This window comes from Streptomyces sp. NPDC088254, assembly GCF_044740925.1.
Taxonomy (GTDB): Bacteria; Actinomycetota; Actinomycetes; order Streptomycetales; family Streptomycetaceae; genus Streptomyces.
The window spans coordinates 15043-32053 of record NZ_JBIURQ010000012.1 but is presented as its reverse complement, the minus strand read 5'-3'; the positions used below and the strand labels follow the sequence as shown (position 1 = coordinate 32053).

The following is a 17011-nucleotide window of genomic DNA, read 5'->3' as shown; positions in this document are numbered from 1 at the left end:
CGCGAAGAGCACTTTACCCCACGCCGGGCGGTGCTCCGAAGAAGGCGTGGGCGCGGGACAATCGCCGTATGGACAGCGATCACCGAACGGGCGGCGCGGGAGACGGGAGCGGCGGCCGGAGCGCCGGGACGCGGGACCGGGACGAGGAGGGCCGGGCGCGCAACGCCAGGCCCCGGGACGGCCTGGGCAGGCCCCTTCCGTACGGCGCGACGGGCGTGGCCCGCCAGCCCGAGGGGGTCGTGCGGACGCCGGCGGAGTCGGTCGCCGAGGCCCAGGCCCTGCTCGACGAGGGAAAGCCGTTCCACGCGCACGAGGTGTTCGAGGACGCCTGGAAGTCGGGCCCCGAGGCCGAACGCGCCCTGTGGCGGGGGCTCGCCCAGCTCGCGGTGGGGCTGACGCACGCCGCCCGGGGCAACGTGACCGGCGGGGCCCGGTTGCTGCGGCGCGGCGCGGGGGCCGTCCAGGAGTGGGCGGGGGACGACGGACACGCGCGCCCGTACGGCATGGATCTCGACGGGCTGGCCCACTGGGCGCGCGAGCTGGCCCAGGACGTGGAGCGGACGGGCACGGCGGTCGACGCGCGCGAGTCGGCGCCCCGGCTGCGCTGAGCCCCCGCGACCGCCGAGGACCCGGGCGTCGAGGCCGGTGTCAGCGGCGTGCGGCAGACTCGAAGACATGCGAAGGATCCACGTCATCGGCATCGGCGCGGGCGACCCCGACCAGCTGACCCTCCAGGCGGTCAAGGCCCTGCGCGACTCCGGCGTGTTCTTCGTGCTGGACAAGGGCGATGCGAAAAGCGACCTGACCCGGCTGCGCCGGGAGATCCTGCGCACGCATCTGCCGGAGGGCTCCTACCGGGTGGTCGAGGCGCGCGACCCCGAGCGGGACCGCCGCGCGGACGGCGCCGCCTACGTCCCGGCCGTCGGCGACTGGCGGGAGGCCCGCGCCGGCCTCTGCGAGCTGCTGATAGGCGAGGAGCTGGGCGCGCACGAGACCGGCGCGTTCCTGGTCTGGGGCGACCCCGCGCTGTACGACGGCACCCTGGGCGTCCTGGAGGAGGTGCTCGCGCGGGGAAGGGTGGCGTTCGAGTACGACGTGGTGCCGGGGATCAGCAGCGTCTCGGCGCTCGCGGCACGGCACCGCACAGGGCTGAGCCGGGTGGCGCGGCCGGTGCAGATCACCACCGGGCGGCGGCTCGCCGAGGGCTTCCCCGAGGGGGTGGACGACGTGGTGGTGATGCTCGACGCCCACCAGGCCTTCCGGGCGTACGCCGACCAGGACGTCGACGTCTACTGGGGCGCCTACATCGGCACCCCGGACGAGATCCTCGTGTCCGGGCCGGTGGCCGAGGCCGGCCCCCGCATCGAGCGGTTGCGGGCCGAGGCGCGCGCCCGCAAGGGCTGGATCATGGACACCTACCTGCTGCGCCGCCGCCCGGACGATCGCTGATCAGCGCAGCAGCAGTTGCAGACCGCCGACCACGGTCGCCGCGATCACCAGTTGTTCGAAGAGGCGCTGGTTGATGCGGTCCACGGCCCACTTGCCGAGCAGCGCCCCGGGGACGACGAAGGCGACGAGCGTGGCGTCCAGCTGGAGCGAGCGGGCGTCGATGAGGCCGAGGCCCACGCTGAAGGGCACCTTGGAGACGTTGACGATGAGGAAGAAGAACGCGGAGGTGCCGAGGAAGCCGAGTTTGCGGAAGCCCGCCGACAGCAGGTACATCGACATCACCGGGCCGCCGGCGTTGGCGACCATGGTGGTGAAGCCGCCGAGGACGCCGTAGGAGCGGGCCTTGATCCGGCCGGCCCGGGTGGCCACGCCGTCCGGTTCTCCGGCGGCGTCGGCGGTGCGCCGCCGCCACACGGTGACCGCGGCCATGAACAGCAGGGTCGCGCCGATCGACGTCCGTACGACCGCGTCGTCGGCCCACATCAGGAACGCCGTGCCGGCGACGACGCCGACGGCGACCGCCGGGAACAGCCGCCACAGGGTGGGCCAGTGGGCGTGCCGCCGGTAGGTGAGGACGGCCAGGACGTCGCCGGCGATCAGGATGGGCAGCAGGACGCCCGTGGAGGCGCGGGCGGGCAGGACGGCGGCGAAGATCGCCAGGCTGACGGTGTTGGCGCCGCTGACGGCTGTCTTGGAGAAGCCGACGAGGACCGCCGCGCAGGCGAGCGCGGCGAACTCCCAGCCGCTGAGGTGCGTGATCGTGTTCATGCGGAGACCGATGCTAGATGCATCGACCGGTGGCGTCGGACCCCGTCTCGCCCGGTGGCCGCCGACGGGGTTCGGCGGCCGTCCCCGCGCGGGCGTCCGTCAGTGCCGTTCCACCAGCACCGCGCTCCCCTGCCCCACGCCCACGCACATGGTCGCCAGGCCGCGTTCCGCGCCCGTCCTGCGCATCCGGTGCAGCAGCGTCGTGAGGATCCGGGCCCCCGAGCATCCCAGCGGGTGGCCGAGGGCGATCGCGCCGCCGCTGGGGTTGACCAGGTCGGGGTCGATGCCCAGCTGGTCCACGCAGGCCAGCGCCTGGGCGGCGAACGCCTCGTTGAACTCGGCCTCCTGGACGTCGCCCACGCTCCATCCGGCGCGGGCCAGCGCCTTGCGGGTCGCGGGCACCGGGCCGATGCCCATCACGTCGGGGTGCACGCCGGCGGAGGCGCCGGCGACATAGCGCCCGAGCGACTCCAGGCCCAGGTCGTTCAGGGCCTCCTCGCTGACCAGGAGGAGCCCGGCGGCCCCGTCGTTCATCGGGGAGGCGTTGCCCGCGGTGACGGTGCCGCCGGGTCGGAAGACCGGCTTGAGCCCGGCGAGCTTGTCGTAGGAGGTGTCCTCGCGGACGGACTCGTCGGCGTCGACGAGCACGCCGTCGGGGCGGGTGACGGGCAGGAGTTCGTCGTCGAAGTGGCCGTCCTTGCGGGCCCGGGCGGCGCGCTGGTGGCTGCGCAGGGCGAACCGGTCCTGGCGTTCGCGGGAGACGCCGTACCGTCCGGCGACCTCCTCCGCGGTCTCGCCCATGGCCAGCAGGCCGTGCAGGTCCTTCATCGCCGGGTTGACCAGGCGCCAGCCGAGCCGGGTGTCGACGGTCTCCACGCGGTGCGGGAGGGCCTCGTCGGGGCGGGCCAGCACGAACGGGGCGCGGCTCATCGACTCGGAGCCGCCCGCGATCACGATGTCGGCCTCGCCGGCGGCGATGGTGCGGGCGGCGGCGGTGACGGCCTCCATCCCGGAGGCGCACAGCCGGTTCACGGTGGCGCCGGGCACCGTCTCGGGCAGGCCGGCGAGGAGCACGGCCATCCGGGCGACGTTGCGGTTGTCCTCGCCGGCCTGGTTGGCGGCGCCCCAGTAGACGTCGTCGACGCGGGCCGGGTCGAGGGCGGGCACCTCGGAGACGAGGGCGCGCACCACGGTGGCGGCGAGGTCGTCGGGCCGCACGGTGGACAGGGCGCCGCGCAGCCGGCCGATGGGGGTGCGGCGGGCGACGGCGAAGTGGACGGGACGCACGACAGGCACTCCTGATCGGGATGCGCGGAAGGCGAGGACGCCGTTATTAGCACTGCTAGTTTCGGACTATAGACCGCCTTGCACGTCCCTGGGAAGATCACCCCCCGGTGAGCCTCCCCGAGTGGCGCGTATCGCGAGGACAGGCCGTGTTTGCGGGTGTTCGCCCTGGGCACCCGCGCGGTCATGGAGTGGTTGCGCAGCGCCGCCTGCGTGGGCGAGGACCCCGAGCTGTTCTTTCCCGTCGGCACGTCCGGCCCGGCCCTGAGGGACACGGCGGACGCCAAACGCGTCTGCGCCCGGTGCAGGGTGACCGCCGCGTGTCTGGCCTTCGCCCTCGACAGCCCGCCGACGTCGGGCGTCTGGGGCGGGACCGACGAGGAGGAGCGCGCCGAACTGCTCCGTACCGCACGTGACGACGCGAGAAGGAGAACCTCGGTATGACTGTCGTGAAGAGCCCGCTGCCCGAACCGGACCGTCAGGTCACCTTCGACGCGTTGCAAAGCACTCTCGTCGACCTGCTGGGACTCTCGCTGATCGGCAAGCAGGCCCACTGGAACATCGTGGGCCCTCGCTTCCGCTCGATCCACCTCCAGCTCGACGAGGTGGTCTCGACGGCCCGCACCTACTCCGACACCGTCGCCGAGCGCGCCGCCGCCCTCGGCCTGCCGCCGGACGGCCGGCCGGAGACGATCGCGTCGGCGTTCACCCTGCCCGCCCCGAAGGACGGCTGGGTGCGCGACGAGGACGTCGTACAGGTGATCTCGGAGACGCTGGGTGCGGCGATCGGACGGCTGCGCGAGCGCATCTCGGCGACGGAGACGGCCGACCCCGTGACCCAGGACCTGCTCATCGCCATCACCGCCGATCTGGAGAAGCAGCGGTGGATGTTCGAGGCGGAGAACTGGCCGCAGGGCGACTGACCCGCACCGCCCCCGCACCGACCGACCCGGATCGGCTGCCCCGGCGACGCACGCCGAGCGGCCCCCGGACGCCACACGAACGACGCAGAACGACGCAGAACGACGCACGGACGGAGGAGCACCGCATGACGGACGCCCTCGAACTCGACGCGCTGTGGGAGGACTTCCACCGCGTGGTCAACATGACCTCGCAGGAGCTGGCTGCCTGGCTGCGGGTGCGGGACGCCGACGAGAACGCGGAGCCGCTGCCCGACGAGGCGGGGACCGCGACCGGTCAGCACGTGCTGGCCATCCTGCAGAAGCGGCGCACCGACCTCACCGAAGACGACCTGCGGGTGATGCACCGCGTCGTGGACACGGTGACCGAGCAGACCGACCTGGAGAACGAGCCGGCGGCCGAAGACACCCGCCTGCGCCACCGTCTGATGACGGTCGGCCACGACCCGCTCAAACCATGACGCCGGGGCCCTGAGCCCCACCCGTTCGACGAGGGGTCCGCGGCGCGCGCCGCGGGCCCTCGTCGTCGTCATCGCAGGTCGCTCACCGGCAGGTCGAGCAGCCGGGCGATCGTGCGCAGCACGCCGTTGTCGTTGTTGGACGGGGCCAGATGGCGGGCCCTGCCGACGACCTCCGGGTGGGCGTTGGCCATGGCGAAGGACCAGTCGGCGGCGTCCAGCATCTCCAGGTCGTTGAGGTAGTCACCGAAGACCATGGTCTGCGCGGGTGTGATGCCCAGCTCCCGCTGGAGCCGGCGCAGCGCGGCGCCCTTGGTGGCGGTGCGGTTCATGACGTCCACCCAGTGCTCGCCGGAGACGACGACGTTGTGGGTGCCCGTGAACGCGGCGAGGGCCGGGGCGGTGACGCGCTCGGCGGAACGGAAGTCGTAGAGGGCCACCTTGAGGACGTCGTCGTCGACGGCGGCTATGTCGTCGACGACGGCGTTGCGCCGGTAGTAGCGGCGGACCTCGGCCAGGAACGCGTCGTCGGTGCGCTCCACGTACGCGGACCGCTTCCCGCAGACGACGGCGCCCACGTCCGCGCCGCCCGCGACGAGCCGCCGTACGCACTCCACCACCTGGGCGACGACGTCCGGGTCCATCGGGTCGGAGTTCAGCTCCTCGCCGTCGCGGACCACGTACGTGCCGTTCTCGGCGATGAAGACCATGCCGTCGGCGAAGCCCTCGAACTCGTGCGCCAGCGTCGCGTACTGCCGGCCGCTCGCCGGACTGAACAGCACCCCGCGCTGCCGCAGCAGCCCGAGCACCTCCCGCAGCCCCGCCGGCGGCCGCTTGCGGTCGTCGAGCAGGGTTCCGTCCATGTCGGTGACGATCAGGCGGACGCCGGCCGACGCGGCCGACGGCTCCGGGACGGACGCGGGCTCCGGGACGGGCAGAGGGGCGGCTTCGGAGTAGGGCATGTCCTGCTTCCTGTACGAGGGCGACCGGGTCGTCACCCTACCGGGGGACCCCGCGCGGCCCTCGAACACGGACCCGGCCGTCCGAATCCCGGGACACCGGTGATCACCCGGCGGCACAATGACGGCTGACGGGCTGGATGCGACGAGTACGCGACAAGAGCGCGGGAGGGAGCGGTCACGTGAGCGAGGTCCACACGCCGTCGGGCGGACCGGCGGCGCCGCTGAACACCGGGGTGGCGCACAACGCGCGGGTGTGGAACTACTGGGTCGGCGGCAAGGACAACTACGAGGTCGACCAGCGGGTCGGCGAGCACGTCGCCGGGATGTTCCCGCTGATCCGGGAGATCGCCCGCGCGGACCGCTGGTTCCTGGGCCGGGCGGTGCGCTTCCTGGCCGAGGAACGCGGCGTCCGGCAGTTCCTCGACATCGGCACCGGGCTGCCGACGGCCGACAACACCCACGAGATCGCCCAGCGCGTCGCCCCCGACTCGCGGATCGTGTACGTCGACAACGACCCGATCGTGCTGATGCACGCGCGCACTCTGCTGACCGGCACCCCAGCCGGCGTCACCGACTACGTCGACGCCGACGTCCACGACCCCGACGCGATCCTGCGACGCGCCGCCGGCACCCTGGACTTCACCCGGCCCGTCGCGGTGATGATGCTGGGCATCCTGAACTTCGTGCTGGACGTGGAGGCGGCGCGGGACATCGTGCGCCGGGTCATGGCGGCGGTCCCCTCGGGGAGTTTCCTGGTGCTGACGCATCCCACCCACGACAGCGAGGTGGGCGGCGAGGGCCAGATCCCCGCCATGAGGTTCTGGAACGAGAACGCGACCCCGCCGATCACCGCGCGCAGCGGCGAGGAGATCTCCGCGTTCTTCGACGGCCTCCAGCTCCTCGAGCCGGGCCTGGTGTCCTGCTCCCGGTGGCGTCCCGAGCCGGGGGCTCCGGCCGTGGTGCCGCAGTACGGCGGGGTGGCCGTGAAACCCTGACGGCGCGCGCCGCCCGCGGGCACCGGCGGGGCGGACCATCGACGACGCCACTGACCTGGAGGCCGTATGAGCACCTTTGCGGAGGCCGTGTGAGCGCCCTCGACGATCCCGTGCCCGGCGGCCGCCCCGGCGACGTGGAGCGGGCGAGAGCCCTGGCCGGCGAGCTGTCGGGGCGCGGCGTGCACGGGGTCGTGCTGGCCTACGTCGACACCGCGGGCGTGGGCCGGGTGAAGACGGTCCCGGTGGCGCGGCTGGCGTCGGCCGCGGCCTGGGGCGTCGGCATGTCGCCGGTGTTCGACACGTTCCTCGCCGACGACCGGATCGTCTCCACGGACGTGCTGGGCTCCCCCGACGGCGACCTGCGTCTGTACCCCGACCTGGACCGGCTGGTGGTCCTCGCCGCGCAGCCGGGCTGGGCGTGGGCGCCGGTCGACCGGATCACCCAGGACGGCGAACGGCATCCGGGCTGCTCGCGCACGTTCCTGCGCGGCGTCGTCGCCGACGCCGCCCGGACGCACGGCCTGACCTTCCGGGCGGCCGTCGAGATCGAGTGGTCGTTCGGCCTGGACTCCGCGCCCGCAGGCGAGTTCGTCCCGGCGACCACCGGGCCCGCGTACGGCGCGATCCGGCAGGTAGAGCTGAGCGACTGCACCGCCGACCTGCTCGCGGCGTGCGCGGCGCAGGGCGTGGACGTCGAGCAGGTCCATCCCGAGTACGCGCCCGGTCAGTTCGAGATCTCCGTGGGCGCCCTGGACCCGGTGGCCGCCGCCGACCGCAGCGTCCTGGTGCGCCAGACCGTGCGCGCGGTGGCCCGGCGGCACGGGCTGCGGGTGTCGTTCTCCCCCGCCGTCACCGCCCAGGGCGTCGGCAACGGCGGTCACCTCCATCTGTCCGCCTGGCGCGACGGGGTCAACCTGCACACGGGCGGGGACCGCCGGCACGGGATGACGGCCGACGCGGAGGCCTTCGTGGCCGGTGTGCTGGCCCGGCTTCCCGCCCTGACCGCGGTGACCGCGCCGAGCCCGGCCGGCTGTCTGCGGCTCAAGCCCTCCCAGTGGGCGGGGGTGTTCACCGCGTGGGGCCTGGAGACCCGCGAGGCGGCGCTGCGGCTGGTGCGGGGCACCGCGGGCCGGCGCGCGGAGTTGGCGAACCTGGAGGTCAAGCCGGTCGACCTGGCCGCCAACCCCTACCTCGCGCTCGGCTGTGTGATCGCCGCCGGCCTGGACGGGATCGCGTCGGGCGCGACCCTGCCGGAGGAGACCGTGGGCGACCCGGCCGCACTGGACGCCGCCACGGCCGAGGCCCGGGGCGTGCGCCGGCTGCCGGCCTCGCTGGCCGAGGCCGTGGAGCGGTTCCGGGAGGACGAGGTGCTGCGGGCCGCCCTGGGCCCGGTCCTCGCCGACGCGGTGACCGCCGTACGCCGGGGCGAGATCGAGGCGGTCGCCGGGCTGGACGACGATCAGGTGGCGGCGGCCTACCGCTGGGCGTACTGAGATGAGCGCCGGGCCGGTCCACGAGGCGCTCGCCGCGCTGGCGCTGGTGGACCACCACTGTCACGGGGTGGTCGCGGGCCCGCTGGACCGGGCGGGGTTCGAGGAACTGCTCACCGAGGGCGACCGGTGGCCCGGCAGCTCGTCGTTCGACACCCCGGCCGGTGTGGCCGTACGGCGGTACTGCGCGCCGCTGCTGGACCTGGACCGGCACGCCCCGCCCGAGGCGTACCTGGCGCGGCGGGCCGAACTGGGGCCGCGGGAGGTGAACCGGCGGTTCCTGACGGCGGCGGGGACGGGCCGGTTCTTCGTGGACACCGGTTTCGACGCGGACCGTCTCACCCCGCCCGCCGAACTGGCCGCGCTGGCGGGTGCGAGCGCCCACGAGGTCGTACGCCTGGAGACCGTCGCGGAGGCGGTGGTCGCGCGGGGCGTGGACGCGGGCGGGTACGCGGACGCGTTCCGGGCGGCGGCGCTGGACGCCGTGCGGGCGCCGGGGGTGGTGGCGGTGAAGTCGGTGGCCGCCTACCGCACGGGCTTCGACCTCGACCCGGCCCGGCCCTCGGACGCCGAGGTGACCCGGGCGGCCCGGACCTGGCTCGCGGCCGGCGGCAGGCTGACGGATCCGGTGCTCGTACGCCATGTGCTGTGGACGGCCGTGGACCTGGGGCTGCCGCTGCAACTGCACACGGGCTTCGGTGACCGGGACATCCGGCTGCACCGCGCGGATCCCGCACTTCTGACGGACTGGTTGCACCTGATCGCGGGCACGATCCCGGTGCTGCTCCTGCACTGCTGGCCCTACCAGCGGCAGGCCGCCTTCCTGGCGGCCGTGTTCGAGCAGGTGTACCTGGACGTGGGACTCACCCTGCACCATGTGGGTCCCGTACGAGCGCGGGCGGTCCTGGAGGAGGCCTTGGAGATCACACCGTTCCGCAAACTGCTGTACAGCTCCGACGCCTACGGTGTCGCCGAGTTCCACGCACTCGGCGCGCTGGCGTTCCGCCGGGGACTGGGGGACCTCCTCCAGGACCGGGTGGACGCCGGCGAACTCAGTCTGGCCGACGCGCTGCGCCTGGCGCGGTGGGCCGGGGCGGACAACGCCCTCGGGGTCTACCGGCTTCCCGACGGACACTGAAAGTATGATCAAGCAATGTCTGACCTGACCGATACCACGCCCGGTTGGCTGAACGCCGACGAGCTCGAGATGGCCCGCGCACGGATGCCGATCCTGTACGTCGAGGCCGTCCCCGTGCGCGTCGACGACAGCGGTGAAGTCACCAGCATCGGCCTGTTGCTGCGGATCGGACCGGACGGCAACGTCAACCGGACCCTGGTCTCGGGCCGGGTCCTGCACCACGAGCGGGTCCGCGACGCGCTGCTGCGCCACCTGGAGAAGGACCTCGGCCCGGTGGCGCTGCCGCGGGTGCCGACCTCGCTGCAGCCCTTCACCGTCGCCGAGTACTTCCCGACGCAGGGCATCACCCCGTACCACGACCCCCGTCAGCACGCGGTGTCCCTCGCCTACATCGTGCCGGTGACCGGTGACTGCCGGCCCCGGCAGGACGCGCTGGACCTGGTGTGGTTCGACCCGCAGGAGGCGGCGTCGCCCGCGGTGCAGAGCGAGATGCCGGGCGGGCACGGGTTCCTGCTGCGGCAGGCCCTGGCCCACGTCGGCCTGTCGGCCTCCTGACCGGGGTGGGACCGCGTCGCACGGTGCCCGGTCAGCGCGCGGTGGCGATCAGCGCCGCCGCGCGCCGGCCCTGCACCCTCGTCGTGTGCCGGGGCTGCTGCTGCGGGGACGCCCGCAAGCATCCCGGCTTCGACCACGCCTGGCAGCTCGACCGGCTGCGCGCGGCCGCCGCCGCGTCCGACGGGGGCTTCGCGGTCCGTACGACGGACTGTCTCGGCCCGTGCGACCAGGCCAACGTGGTCGTCGTCCAGCCTTCGGCGGCCGGGCGGCGGGCGGGCGGCCGGGCCACCTGGGTGGGGTTCGCCATGGACGACGACTGCACGGAGGAGCTGATCGGCTGGGCGGTCGCGGGCGGCCCCGGCGTCGCCGAGCCGCCGCTCACCCTGGAGCTGCAGTTCATCGCCCCACCGAGGGGCGCGCGGACGCGCGGCCGACGGTAGAGGCAGGGGCGGCGGACATGCGCGGACGACCCGGCCCGGACTCGGGCGCCCCTCGCATGGCCAGGCACGACTGGTGGGGCGTGGTGCTGGAGGCCCCCGATCCTCGGGCGCTCGCCCGCTTCTACGCGGAGCTGCTCGGCTGGGAGATCGTCAAGGAGGACGCGGACGGAGCGGCCGTCGTGCCGCCCGAAGGCGTGGGCTACCTGGGCTTCCAGTTCTCGGAGGACTACGTTCCGCCGGTCTGGCCGGCCCGGGAGGGCGCCCAGCGGATGACGATGCACCTGGACTTCGAGGTGGTCGATCTGCGGGCCGCCGTGGCGCACGCACGGGATCTGGGGGCGCGGGAGGCGGACCACCAGCCGCAGGCGAACGTCTGCGTGCTGCTCGACCCGGCGGGCCACCCGTTCTGCCTCTACGTGGACACCGACACCGGACAGGCCGCCTCCTCGTAGTCGAGAAGACGGCCTGCGACCTGCGTGAAGCTGGTCGGGACGACAGGATTTGAACCTGCGACCCCTTGACCCCCAGTCAAGTGCGCTACCAAGCTGCGCCACGTCCCGGTGCCCGTCTGACCTGGGGTTTCCCCCGGCAGAACGTGCATGGAAACCATACCGCACTCGCGTCGGTGGTCGCGCATCCGTTTCGGCGCGCTCAGCGCCCCCCGGGGAGCCCCAGCCCGGGGTGGGCCTCCAGCAGGCGCGGTGGGGCCGCCTGGCGCCAGGAGTCGGCGAGGATGTCGCGCAGCTCGCCCTCGTCCTCCAGGGCGGCCAGCCGGACGCGCACCCAGGCGAACTGGGCCTCGTGGCCGGCGATCCAGAACTTGCCGGGCTCGGCGAGGACCAGCTCGTCGCGCTCCTCCTTGGGGCAGCGCACGGCGAGAGAGGTCTCGTCCTCGGGCAGGGTGGCGAACATCTTCGTCCCGACCCGGAACGTGGGCATGCTCCAGGCGATCTTCTCCGTGGTGTCCGGCAGGGACAGGGCGATACGGCGTACGTCTTCGGCGTCCGGCATGCTCCGCACGGTAGCCGCTGCCACTGACAACGCGGGTGTCACGCCGTCTGCGCCCGTGCCGCCTGGCCGAGCGCCTCCAACACCGGCCGGATCAACGGGTGTTCCTCCGCGCCCCGCCGTACGGCCGCGAAGACGCGCCGCGTGGGGGCCGCCCCGTCGACCGGGCGGACGACCACGCCGGCGAGGTCCATGCCGCGCAGCGCCGAGCGCGGGACGAGGGCCACGCCGACGTCCGCCGAGGCCAGCGCGACGACCGCGCGGAAGTCGTCGGAGGAGTGCTCCAGGCGGGGCTGGAAGCCGGCGTGCTCGCAGGCCAGGACCACCACGTCATGGCAGGGGTTGCCGGGGTACGGGCCGATCCAGGGGTCCTTGGCCAGCTCGGCGAGCGGCACCTCCGGGAGGTCCGCGAGCCGGTGGGTGACGGGGACGACCGCATCGAAGGGCTCGGCGTACAGCGGGAGGTGCGCCAGACGGGGGTCGTCGGCGGCCGGCGCCCCCCGGTACTCGACGGCGACGGCCACGTCGACCTGCCGGTCCAGGACCATCCGCAGGCTCGCGTCGCCCTCGGCGTCCTGGACGCGGATCCTTATCCCCGGGGCGGCGCCGGCGAGCCGGGCCACGGCGGGCGCGACGACCAGGGCGATGCCGGTCGCGAACGCGGCGACCGTGACCGTGCCGGCCGCCCCGGAGCCGTAGGCGGCGAGTTCGGCCTCCGCCCGCTCCAGCTGGGCGAGGACCGCGTGGGTGTGGGCGAGCAGGATCTCCCCGGCGGGGGTCAGCCGCACGCCCTTGGCGCCCCGCTCGACCAGCCGGTGCCCGGTCTCCTGCTCCAGCGCCGTGAGCTGCTGCGACACCGCGGACGGCGTCAGGTACAACGCGGCGGCGGCCGCCGTCACCGTACGGTGGTCGGCCACCGCCCGAAGGATGTGCAGCCGCCGAGCTTCGATCACCCCACGATTATCGCAGGCCACGGGGCCGGGGCGGGGCCGTCAGGCGGGGGACGGTTCCGCGTCCCCCAGCTCGGCCCGGGCCGCGACGAAGGCGTCCACCGCGCGGTCGACGTCGTCCGTGGAGTGCGCTGCGGACAGCTGGACCCGGATCCGGGCCTGGCCCTGGGGGACGACCGGGTAGGAGAAGCCGATGACGTACACCCCGCGCTCCAGCAGGAGTTCCGCCATCCGGCCGGCCCGCGCGGCGTCGCCGATCATGACGGGCGCGATGGCGTGGTCGCCGGGGAGGACGTCGAAGCCCTCCGCCGTCATCCGCCGGCGGAACAGGGCCGTGTTCTCGGCGAGCCGCACACGCAGGTCGTCGGCCGACTCCAGCAGGTCGAGGACCTTGAGGGAGGCCGCGGCGATGACCGGGGCGAGGGTGTTGGAGAACAGGTACGGGCGGGAGCGCTGGCGCAGCAGGGCGACGATCTCGGCGCGGGCGGCGACGTAGCCGCCGGAGGCGCCGCCGAGCGCCTTGCCCAGCGTGCCGGTGATGACGTCGACGCGGTCCATGACGCCGTGCAGCTCGGGCGTGCCGCGGCCGCCGGGGCCGACGAAGCCGACGGCGTGCGAGTCGTCGACCATGACCATGGCGTCGTAGCGGTCGGCGAGGTCGCAGATCTCGCGCAGGGGCGCGACATAGCCGTCCATGGAGAAGACGCCGTCGGTGACGATCAGTTTGCGGCGGGCGCCGCCCTCGGTCGCCTCCTTCAACCGGGCTTCCAGATCGGCCAGGTCGCGGTTGGCGTAGCGGAAGCGGCGCGCCTTGCACAGCCGGATGCCGTCGATGATCGACGCGTGGTTGAGGGCGTCGGAGATGACGGCGTCCTCGGGGCCGAGCAGGGTCTCGAAGACGCCGCCGTTGGCGTCGAAGCAGGAGGAGTACAGGATCGTGTCCTCCTGGCCGAGGAACGCCGACAGCCTGGCCTCCAGTTCCTTGTGCACCTCCTGGGTGCCGCAGATGAAGCGCACGGAGGCCATGCCGTAGCCCCAGCGGTCCAGGGCCTCGTGGGCGGCGGCGATCACCTCGGGGTGGTCGGCCAGCCCGAGGTAGTTGTTGGCGCAGAAGTTGAGGACCTCGCCGGGGCGGCCGCCCGCGGTCACGGCGACGGTCGCGGACTGCGGGGTGCCGATGACGCGCTCGGGCTTGTGCAGTCCGGCGGCGCGGATCTCGTCGAGGGTGGCGCGCAGGTCGTCGCGCACGGAGTCGAACATGGGGGAAGCTCCTGAAAGTGTCTCGCCGGTGAGGGAGTTACGCGGTCCAGTCGAGGATGACCTTGCCGCCGCGGCCGCTCGCCGCGTCCGCGAAGGCCGCCTCGAAGTCGCGGTGGTCGTAGCGGCCGGTGATCACGGGGGCGAGGTCGAGCCCGCCCTCCAGCAGCACCGACATGGCGTACCAGGTCTCGAACATCTCACGGCCGTAGATGCCCTTGATCGTGATCATCGAGGTGACGATCCGGGCCCAGTCGACGGGGAACTCCTCGGCGGGCAGGCCGAGCATGGCGATACGGCCGCCGTGCGTCATGTTGGCGATCATGTCGCGCAGGGCCTCGGCGCGGCCGGACATCTCCAGTCCGATGTCGAAGCCCTCGCGCAGGCCCAGCTCCCGCTGCCCGTCGGCGACGGACTCCCGCGAGACGTCGAGGGCGAGGCTCGCGCCGATCTTGCGGGCCAGTTCCAGCCGCTCCTCGCTGACGTCGGTGACGACGACGTTGCGGGCGCCGGCGTGCCGGGCGACGGCGGCGGCCATCAGGCCGATCGGTCCGGCGCCGGTGATCAGGACGTCCTCGCCGACCAGCGGGAAGGACAGCGCGGTGTGGACGGCGTTGCCGAACGGGTCGAAGATCGCCGCCACGTCGAGGTCCACCGGCACCCGGTGCACCCACACGTTGGACGCGGGCAGCGCGACGTACTCCGCGAAGGCCCCGTCGCGGCCGACGCCGAGGCCGACGGTGGCCCGGCACAGATGGCGGCGGCCGGCCAGGCAGTTGCGGCACTTCCCGCACACGAGGTGCCCTTCGCCGCTGACCCGGTCGCCGACGGCGATCTCCGTGACGTCACGCCCGGTTTCGACGACCTCGCCGACGAACTCGTGTCCGACCACCAGCGGGGTGCGGATCGCCTGGCGCGCCCAGCCGTCCCAGGCCCGGATATGCAGGTCGGTGCCGCAGATGCCGGTGCGGAGCACCTTGATCAGCACATCGCCCGGTCCGACGGCGGGCTCCGGCACGTCCGCGAGCCACAGCCCGGGCTCCGCCTTCTCCTTGACCAGCGCCTTCACGCTACGGCTCCTGTGGTTCGGTCCCCCGGCTCCGGGCACGCCGAAGGGGCCGCCGGTACCGGGGAAGGGGTGGAATCCCGTAGCAATCTGCCGTACCGGGCGGGTGCGGTCCATCGAGAGTTTCTTAAGCGGCTCCACAGTTCCGCTTCACACGCCGGCGCTCACCGGGCCGACGCCTCTCACCGCGCCTCACACGAAGCTTCCGTCGGCGTTCCGGCGTTCCAGCCGGCCGGCGAGGTCGGCGGCGGTCGCCTTGATCGTGTCCAGACCGGTCCGGCCCCAGGCGCGGGGCGCGAGGTCGGCGACGCACACCGTGCCGAGCGCCATGCCGGTCGAGTCGATGAGCGGGGCTCCCAGGTAGGAGCGGACGCCGTACGCGTCGACGACCGGGTTGCCCGCGAACCGCGGGTAGTCGCTCACGTCCTCCAGGACCAGCGCCTTGCGCCGGACGACGACGTGGGGGCAGTAGCCGTGGTCGCGGGGCAGGGTGCGGCCGATCTCGGGCTTGCCGCCGCGGGCCTCCCGGCCGCCGGGCGGGGTGTGCAGCCCGGCGAAGAACTGCCGTTCCCCGTCAGGGAAGTTGACCATGGCGTACGGCGTTCCGGCCAGCTCGGCGAGACGGTCCGCGAAGGCGTCGAGGGCGGGCTCCGGCCACACCCCGAGGCCCAGCCGGCGCAGTCTGCGGGTGCGGGCGGGGGCGTCCTTGTCCTCGGGGGTGAGCAGCAGTCGACCGGCCGGGCGCGGCGGGTCGTAGCTCATGAGCGGGCTCCGTCCCCGTGGACGCTCGGCTGGGGCGTCGCCGAGGCGTGGGTGATGAGGTGCCGGACGAGGGTGAGCAGGGTCTGGATGCCGGAGGCGGAGATCCGGGCGTCGCAGCGCACGACGGGTACCTGCGGGTCCAGGTCGATGGCGGCGCGGACCTCCTCGGGGTCGTAGCGGTGGGCGCCGTCGAACTCGTTGACGGCGATGATGAAGCCCAGGCCGCGTTCCTCGAAGAAGTCGACGGCGGCGAAGCATTCCTCCAGCCGGCGGGTGTCGGCGAGGATGACCGCTCCGAGGGCGCCCTCGGAGAGTTCGTCCCACATGAACCAGAACCGCTCCTGGCCCGGAGTGCCGAACAGGTACAGGACGTGATCGGCGTCGAGGGTGATGCGGCCGAAGTCCATGGCGACGGTCGTCTCGACCTTGTTCTCGATGCCGTCGAGGTTGTCGGTCGCGGCGCTGACCGTGGTGAGCAGTTCCTCGGTGCTGAGCGGCGCGATCTCGCTGACGGTGCCGACGAACGTGGTCTTGCCGACCCCGAACCCACCCGCGACGAGGATCTTGAGCGCGGTGGGGAAGGGCTCGGCGCGGTCGCGGCGTTCGTCGTAGGGGGCGGCGTGGGCGGCGCGGGCTCCCTGGCCGGCACGGTTCGGGTCGGGTGTGTCGTGCCCTTCTCGGGCGGCGCGGGCGTCGCTCTCAGAGCTGTCGTCGTAGTCCATCGAGCACTGCCTCCAGTAGGGCCCGGTCGGTGGGGATGTGGTGGTACTCGGGTGGCTTGGTGGTGAGCGCCCCGCAGTCGACGAGGTCCGACAGCAGCACCTTGGTGACCGCGGCCGGCAGCTTCAGGCAGGCGGCGACCTCGGCGACCGGGACGGGTCCCCGGCACAGGTCCAGCGCCTGCGCGTGCTCGGGGCCGAGATAGCCGAGGGGGGTCGACCCGGTGGCTCTCACCTGTGACATCAGATCGAGGGCGACACTGGGCTCGGTCCGGCCGTTGCTGACCGTGAAGGGGCGCACCAGCCGGCCGGCCGCGTCGTCGAGCCAGGGGCCGTCGCCGGCCGCCGCCACGCTCAAGGTCCCGTCACCGACGGTTCGACGGCGTGCCGGCGGGGCGCGGTCTCCAGGTAGGGGCGGACGCTCTTGACGAGCATCGCCATCTCGTAGCCGAGGACGGCGGCGTCGGCCTCGCGGCCGGCGAGGACGGCGAGGCAGGTGCCGGAGCCCGCGGTGGTGACGAACAGCAGCGTCGAGGCGAGTTCGACGACGACCTGGCGCACGTCGCCGCCGTCGCCGAAGCGGACGCCGGCGCTGCGGCCGAGCGAGTACAGGCCGGAGGCCAGGGCGGCCATGTGGTCGGCGCTGTCGTGGTCGAGGCCGTGGACCGACTTCACCAGGCCGTCGCAGGAGAGGAGGACCGCGCTGGTGGTGTGCGGTACGCGCTGCACGAGACCGCTCATCAGCCAGTCGAGGTCGGATACATGGCCGGTCGGCGCTTCGCTCGCCATG

The 17011-nt window shown here is 73.5% G+C and carries 22 protein-coding genes and 1 tRNA gene; 11 read left to right on the top strand and 12 right to left on the bottom strand.

The annotated features are described in order from the left end of the window. Positions 1–68: 68 nt before the first annotated feature. Positions 69–608 (top strand): DUF309 domain-containing protein, encoded by a 540-nt coding sequence (locus ACIOC0_RS31250; RefSeq protein ID WP_402159109.1) that lies wholly within the window; start codon positions 69–71, stop codon positions 606–608. A gap of 67 nt (positions 609–675) precedes the next feature. After that, a complete protein-coding gene (cobF, locus tag ACIOC0_RS31245) occupies positions 676–1449 on the top strand; it encodes a precorrin-6A synthase (deacetylating) (RefSeq protein ID WP_402159108.1) in 774 nt (257 codons plus the stop codon). Here the strand turns inward: cobF and ACIOC0_RS31240 are convergent, their stop codons facing one another. Next, complete coding sequence (locus ACIOC0_RS31240; RefSeq protein WP_402159107.1) at positions 1450–2217, bottom strand: sulfite exporter TauE/SafE family protein; 768 nt, start codon at positions 2215–2217, stop codon at positions 1450–1452. It lies immediately after the preceding gene. 99 nt (positions 2218–2316) lie between these two features. Continuing rightward, the gene (locus tag ACIOC0_RS31235) at positions 2317–3504 is read right to left on the bottom strand and encodes a thiolase family protein (protein WP_402159106.1); all 1188 of its coding nucleotides are present in this window, start codon (positions 3502–3504) and stop codon (positions 2317–2319) included. A gap of 183 nt (positions 3505–3687) precedes the next feature. Here ACIOC0_RS31235 and ACIOC0_RS31230 point away from each other — a divergent pair, with 183 nt between their 5' ends. The 3 genes from ACIOC0_RS31230 (at position 3688) to ACIOC0_RS31220 (ending at position 4882) form a co-directional block, all read left to right on the top strand. Next, complete coding sequence (locus ACIOC0_RS31230; RefSeq protein WP_402159336.1) at positions 3688–3945, top strand: WhiB family transcriptional regulator; 258 nt, start codon at positions 3688–3690, stop codon at positions 3943–3945. After that, positions 3942–4424, top strand: a complete 483-nt coding sequence (locus ACIOC0_RS31225) for a Dps family protein (protein WP_402159105.1) — start codon at positions 3942–3944, stop codon at positions 4422–4424. The genes ACIOC0_RS31230 and ACIOC0_RS31225 overlap by 4 nt, the downstream gene beginning before the upstream one ends. Positions 4425–4549: 125 nt before the next feature. Continuing rightward, on the top strand, positions 4550–4882 hold the full coding sequence (locus tag ACIOC0_RS31220) for a DUF3140 domain-containing protein (protein WP_351336670.1): 333 nt from the start codon (positions 4550–4552) through the stop codon (positions 4880–4882). A 68-nt stretch (positions 4883–4950) separates the two neighbouring features. On the opposite strand, the gene ACIOC0_RS31215 is transcribed toward ACIOC0_RS31220, so the two are convergent. Then, complete coding sequence (locus ACIOC0_RS31215) at positions 4951–5841, bottom strand: Cof-type HAD-IIB family hydrolase (RefSeq protein ID WP_402159104.1); 891 nt, start codon at positions 5839–5841, stop codon at positions 4951–4953. Between the two features lie 179 nt (positions 5842–6020). Between ACIOC0_RS31215 and ACIOC0_RS31210 the strand changes: the two genes are divergently transcribed. From ACIOC0_RS31210 to ACIOC0_RS31185, 6 genes are all read left to right on the top strand, one after another. Then, on the top strand, positions 6021–6836 hold the full coding sequence (locus tag ACIOC0_RS31210; RefSeq protein ID WP_402159103.1) for an SAM-dependent methyltransferase: 816 nt from the start codon (positions 6021–6023) through the stop codon (positions 6834–6836). Between the two features lie 89 nt (positions 6837–6925). Next, the gene (locus ACIOC0_RS31205; protein ID WP_402159102.1) at positions 6926–8329 is read left to right on the top strand and encodes a glutamine synthetase; all 1404 of its coding nucleotides are present in this window, start codon (positions 6926–6928) and stop codon (positions 8327–8329) included. A 1-nt stretch (position 8330) separates the two neighbouring features. Beyond that, positions 8331–9464, top strand: coding sequence for an amidohydrolase family protein (locus ACIOC0_RS31200; protein ID WP_402159101.1), 1134 nt, complete (start codon positions 8331–8333; stop codon positions 9462–9464). Positions 9465–9479: 15 nt separating this feature from the next. Next, positions 9480–10019 carry an NUDIX hydrolase family protein gene (locus tag ACIOC0_RS31195; RefSeq protein WP_402159100.1) on the top strand — a complete coding sequence of 180 codons (540 nt, stop codon included), beginning with the start codon at positions 9480–9482 and terminating at the stop codon, positions 10017–10019. Positions 10020–10042: 23 nt separating this feature from the next. Beyond that, complete coding sequence (locus tag ACIOC0_RS31190) at positions 10043–10459, top strand: (2Fe-2S) ferredoxin domain-containing protein (RefSeq protein ID WP_402159099.1); 417 nt, start codon at positions 10043–10045, stop codon at positions 10457–10459. Between the two features lie 17 nt (positions 10460–10476). Further along, a complete protein-coding gene (locus ACIOC0_RS31185; RefSeq protein WP_402159098.1) occupies positions 10477–10911 on the top strand; it encodes a VOC family protein in 435 nt (144 codons plus the stop codon). A gap of 31 nt (positions 10912–10942) precedes the next feature. Here the strand turns inward: ACIOC0_RS31185 and ACIOC0_RS31180 are convergent. From ACIOC0_RS31180 to ACIOC0_RS31140, 9 genes are all read right to left on the bottom strand, one after another. Then, a tRNA-Pro gene (locus ACIOC0_RS31180) sits at positions 10943–11019 on the bottom strand. Between the two features lie 91 nt (positions 11020–11110). Beyond that, entirely contained in the window at positions 11111–11470 is a 360-nt protein-coding gene (locus tag ACIOC0_RS31175) for an MmcQ/YjbR family DNA-binding protein (RefSeq protein ID WP_402159097.1), read from the bottom strand. A 38-nt stretch (positions 11471–11508) separates the two neighbouring features. Then, a complete protein-coding gene (locus tag ACIOC0_RS31170; protein ID WP_389027978.1) occupies positions 11509–12420 on the bottom strand; it encodes a LysR family transcriptional regulator in 912 nt (303 codons plus the stop codon). Between the two features lie 39 nt (positions 12421–12459). Next, a complete protein-coding gene (locus tag ACIOC0_RS31165; RefSeq protein ID WP_402159096.1) occupies positions 12460–13677 on the bottom strand; it encodes a glycine C-acetyltransferase in 1218 nt (405 codons plus the stop codon). Positions 13678–13714: 37 nt separating this feature from the next. Further along, positions 13715–14743: an L-threonine 3-dehydrogenase gene (tdh, locus tag ACIOC0_RS31160; RefSeq protein ID WP_402159095.1), complete on the bottom strand. Its 1029-nt coding sequence runs from the start codon at positions 14741–14743 to the stop codon at positions 13715–13717. A gap of 189 nt (positions 14744–14932) precedes the next feature. After that, positions 14933–15502, bottom strand: a complete 570-nt coding sequence (locus tag ACIOC0_RS31155; protein WP_402159094.1) for a GAF domain-containing protein — start codon at positions 15500–15502, stop codon at positions 14933–14935. After that, entirely contained in the window at positions 15499–16224 is a 726-nt protein-coding gene (locus ACIOC0_RS31150; protein WP_402159093.1) for a GTP-binding protein, read from the bottom strand. Before ACIOC0_RS31150 ends, ACIOC0_RS31155 begins: the two co-directional genes overlap by 4 nt. Then, complete coding sequence (locus ACIOC0_RS31145) at positions 16202–16573, bottom strand: DUF742 domain-containing protein (protein ID WP_130443121.1); 372 nt, start codon at positions 16571–16573, stop codon at positions 16202–16204. Before ACIOC0_RS31145 ends, ACIOC0_RS31150 begins: the two co-directional genes overlap by 23 nt. 2 nt (positions 16574–16575) lie before the next feature. Next, positions 16576–17010, bottom strand: a complete 435-nt coding sequence (locus ACIOC0_RS31140) for a roadblock/LC7 domain-containing protein (protein WP_402159092.1) — start codon at positions 17008–17010, stop codon at positions 16576–16578. Position 17011 lies beyond the last annotated feature (1 nt).

What these genes read in the sequence shown, in the direction of transcription:
- ACIOC0_RS31230 (WP_402159336.1), top strand. Translation starts at nt 3,688, where the DNA reads ATGGAGTGGTTGCGCAGCGCCGCCTGCGTGGGCGAGGACCCCGAGCTG.
- ACIOC0_RS31250 (WP_402159109.1), top strand. Translation starts at nt 69, where the DNA reads ATGGACAGCGATCACCGAACGGGCGGCGCGGGAGACGGGAGCGGCGGC.
- ACIOC0_RS31155 (WP_402159094.1), bottom strand. Translation starts at nt 15,502, where the DNA reads ATGAGCTACGACCCGCCGCGCCCGGCCGGTCGACTGCTGCTCACCCCC.
- ACIOC0_RS31220 (WP_351336670.1), top strand. Translation starts at nt 4,550, where the DNA reads ATGACGGACGCCCTCGAACTCGACGCGCTGTGGGAGGACTTCCACCGC.
- ACIOC0_RS31165 (WP_402159096.1), bottom strand. Translation starts at nt 13,677, where the DNA reads ATGTTCGACTCCGTGCGCGACGACCTGCGCGCCACCCTCGACGAGATC.
- ACIOC0_RS31240 (WP_402159107.1), bottom strand. Translation starts at nt 2,217, where the DNA reads ATGAACACGATCACGCACCTCAGCGGCTGGGAGTTCGCCGCGCTCGCC.
- ACIOC0_RS31195 (WP_402159100.1), top strand. Translation starts at nt 9,480, where the DNA reads ATGTCTGACCTGACCGATACCACGCCCGGTTGGCTGAACGCCGACGAG.
- ACIOC0_RS31215 (WP_402159104.1), bottom strand. Translation starts at nt 5,841, where the DNA reads ATGCCCTACTCCGAAGCCGCCCCTCTGCCCGTCCCGGAGCCCGCGTCC.
- ACIOC0_RS31225 (WP_402159105.1), top strand. Translation starts at nt 3,942, where the DNA reads ATGACTGTCGTGAAGAGCCCGCTGCCCGAACCGGACCGTCAGGTCACC.
- ACIOC0_RS31185 (WP_402159098.1), top strand. Translation starts at nt 10,477, where the DNA reads ATGCGCGGACGACCCGGCCCGGACTCGGGCGCCCCTCGCATGGCCAGG.
- cobF (WP_402159108.1), top strand. Translation starts at nt 676, where the DNA reads ATGCGAAGGATCCACGTCATCGGCATCGGCGCGGGCGACCCCGACCAG.
- ACIOC0_RS31200 (WP_402159101.1), top strand. Translation starts at nt 8,331, where the DNA reads ATGAGCGCCGGGCCGGTCCACGAGGCGCTCGCCGCGCTGGCGCTGGTG.
- ACIOC0_RS31150 (WP_402159093.1), bottom strand. Translation starts at nt 16,224, where the DNA reads ATGGACTACGACGACAGCTCTGAGAGCGACGCCCGCGCCGCCCGAGAA.
- ACIOC0_RS31175 (WP_402159097.1), bottom strand. Translation starts at nt 11,470, where the DNA reads ATGCCGGACGCCGAAGACGTACGCCGTATCGCCCTGTCCCTGCCGGAC.
- ACIOC0_RS31140 (WP_402159092.1), bottom strand. Translation starts at nt 17,010, where the DNA reads ATGGCGAGCGAAGCGCCGACCGGCCATGTATCCGACCTCGACTGGCTG.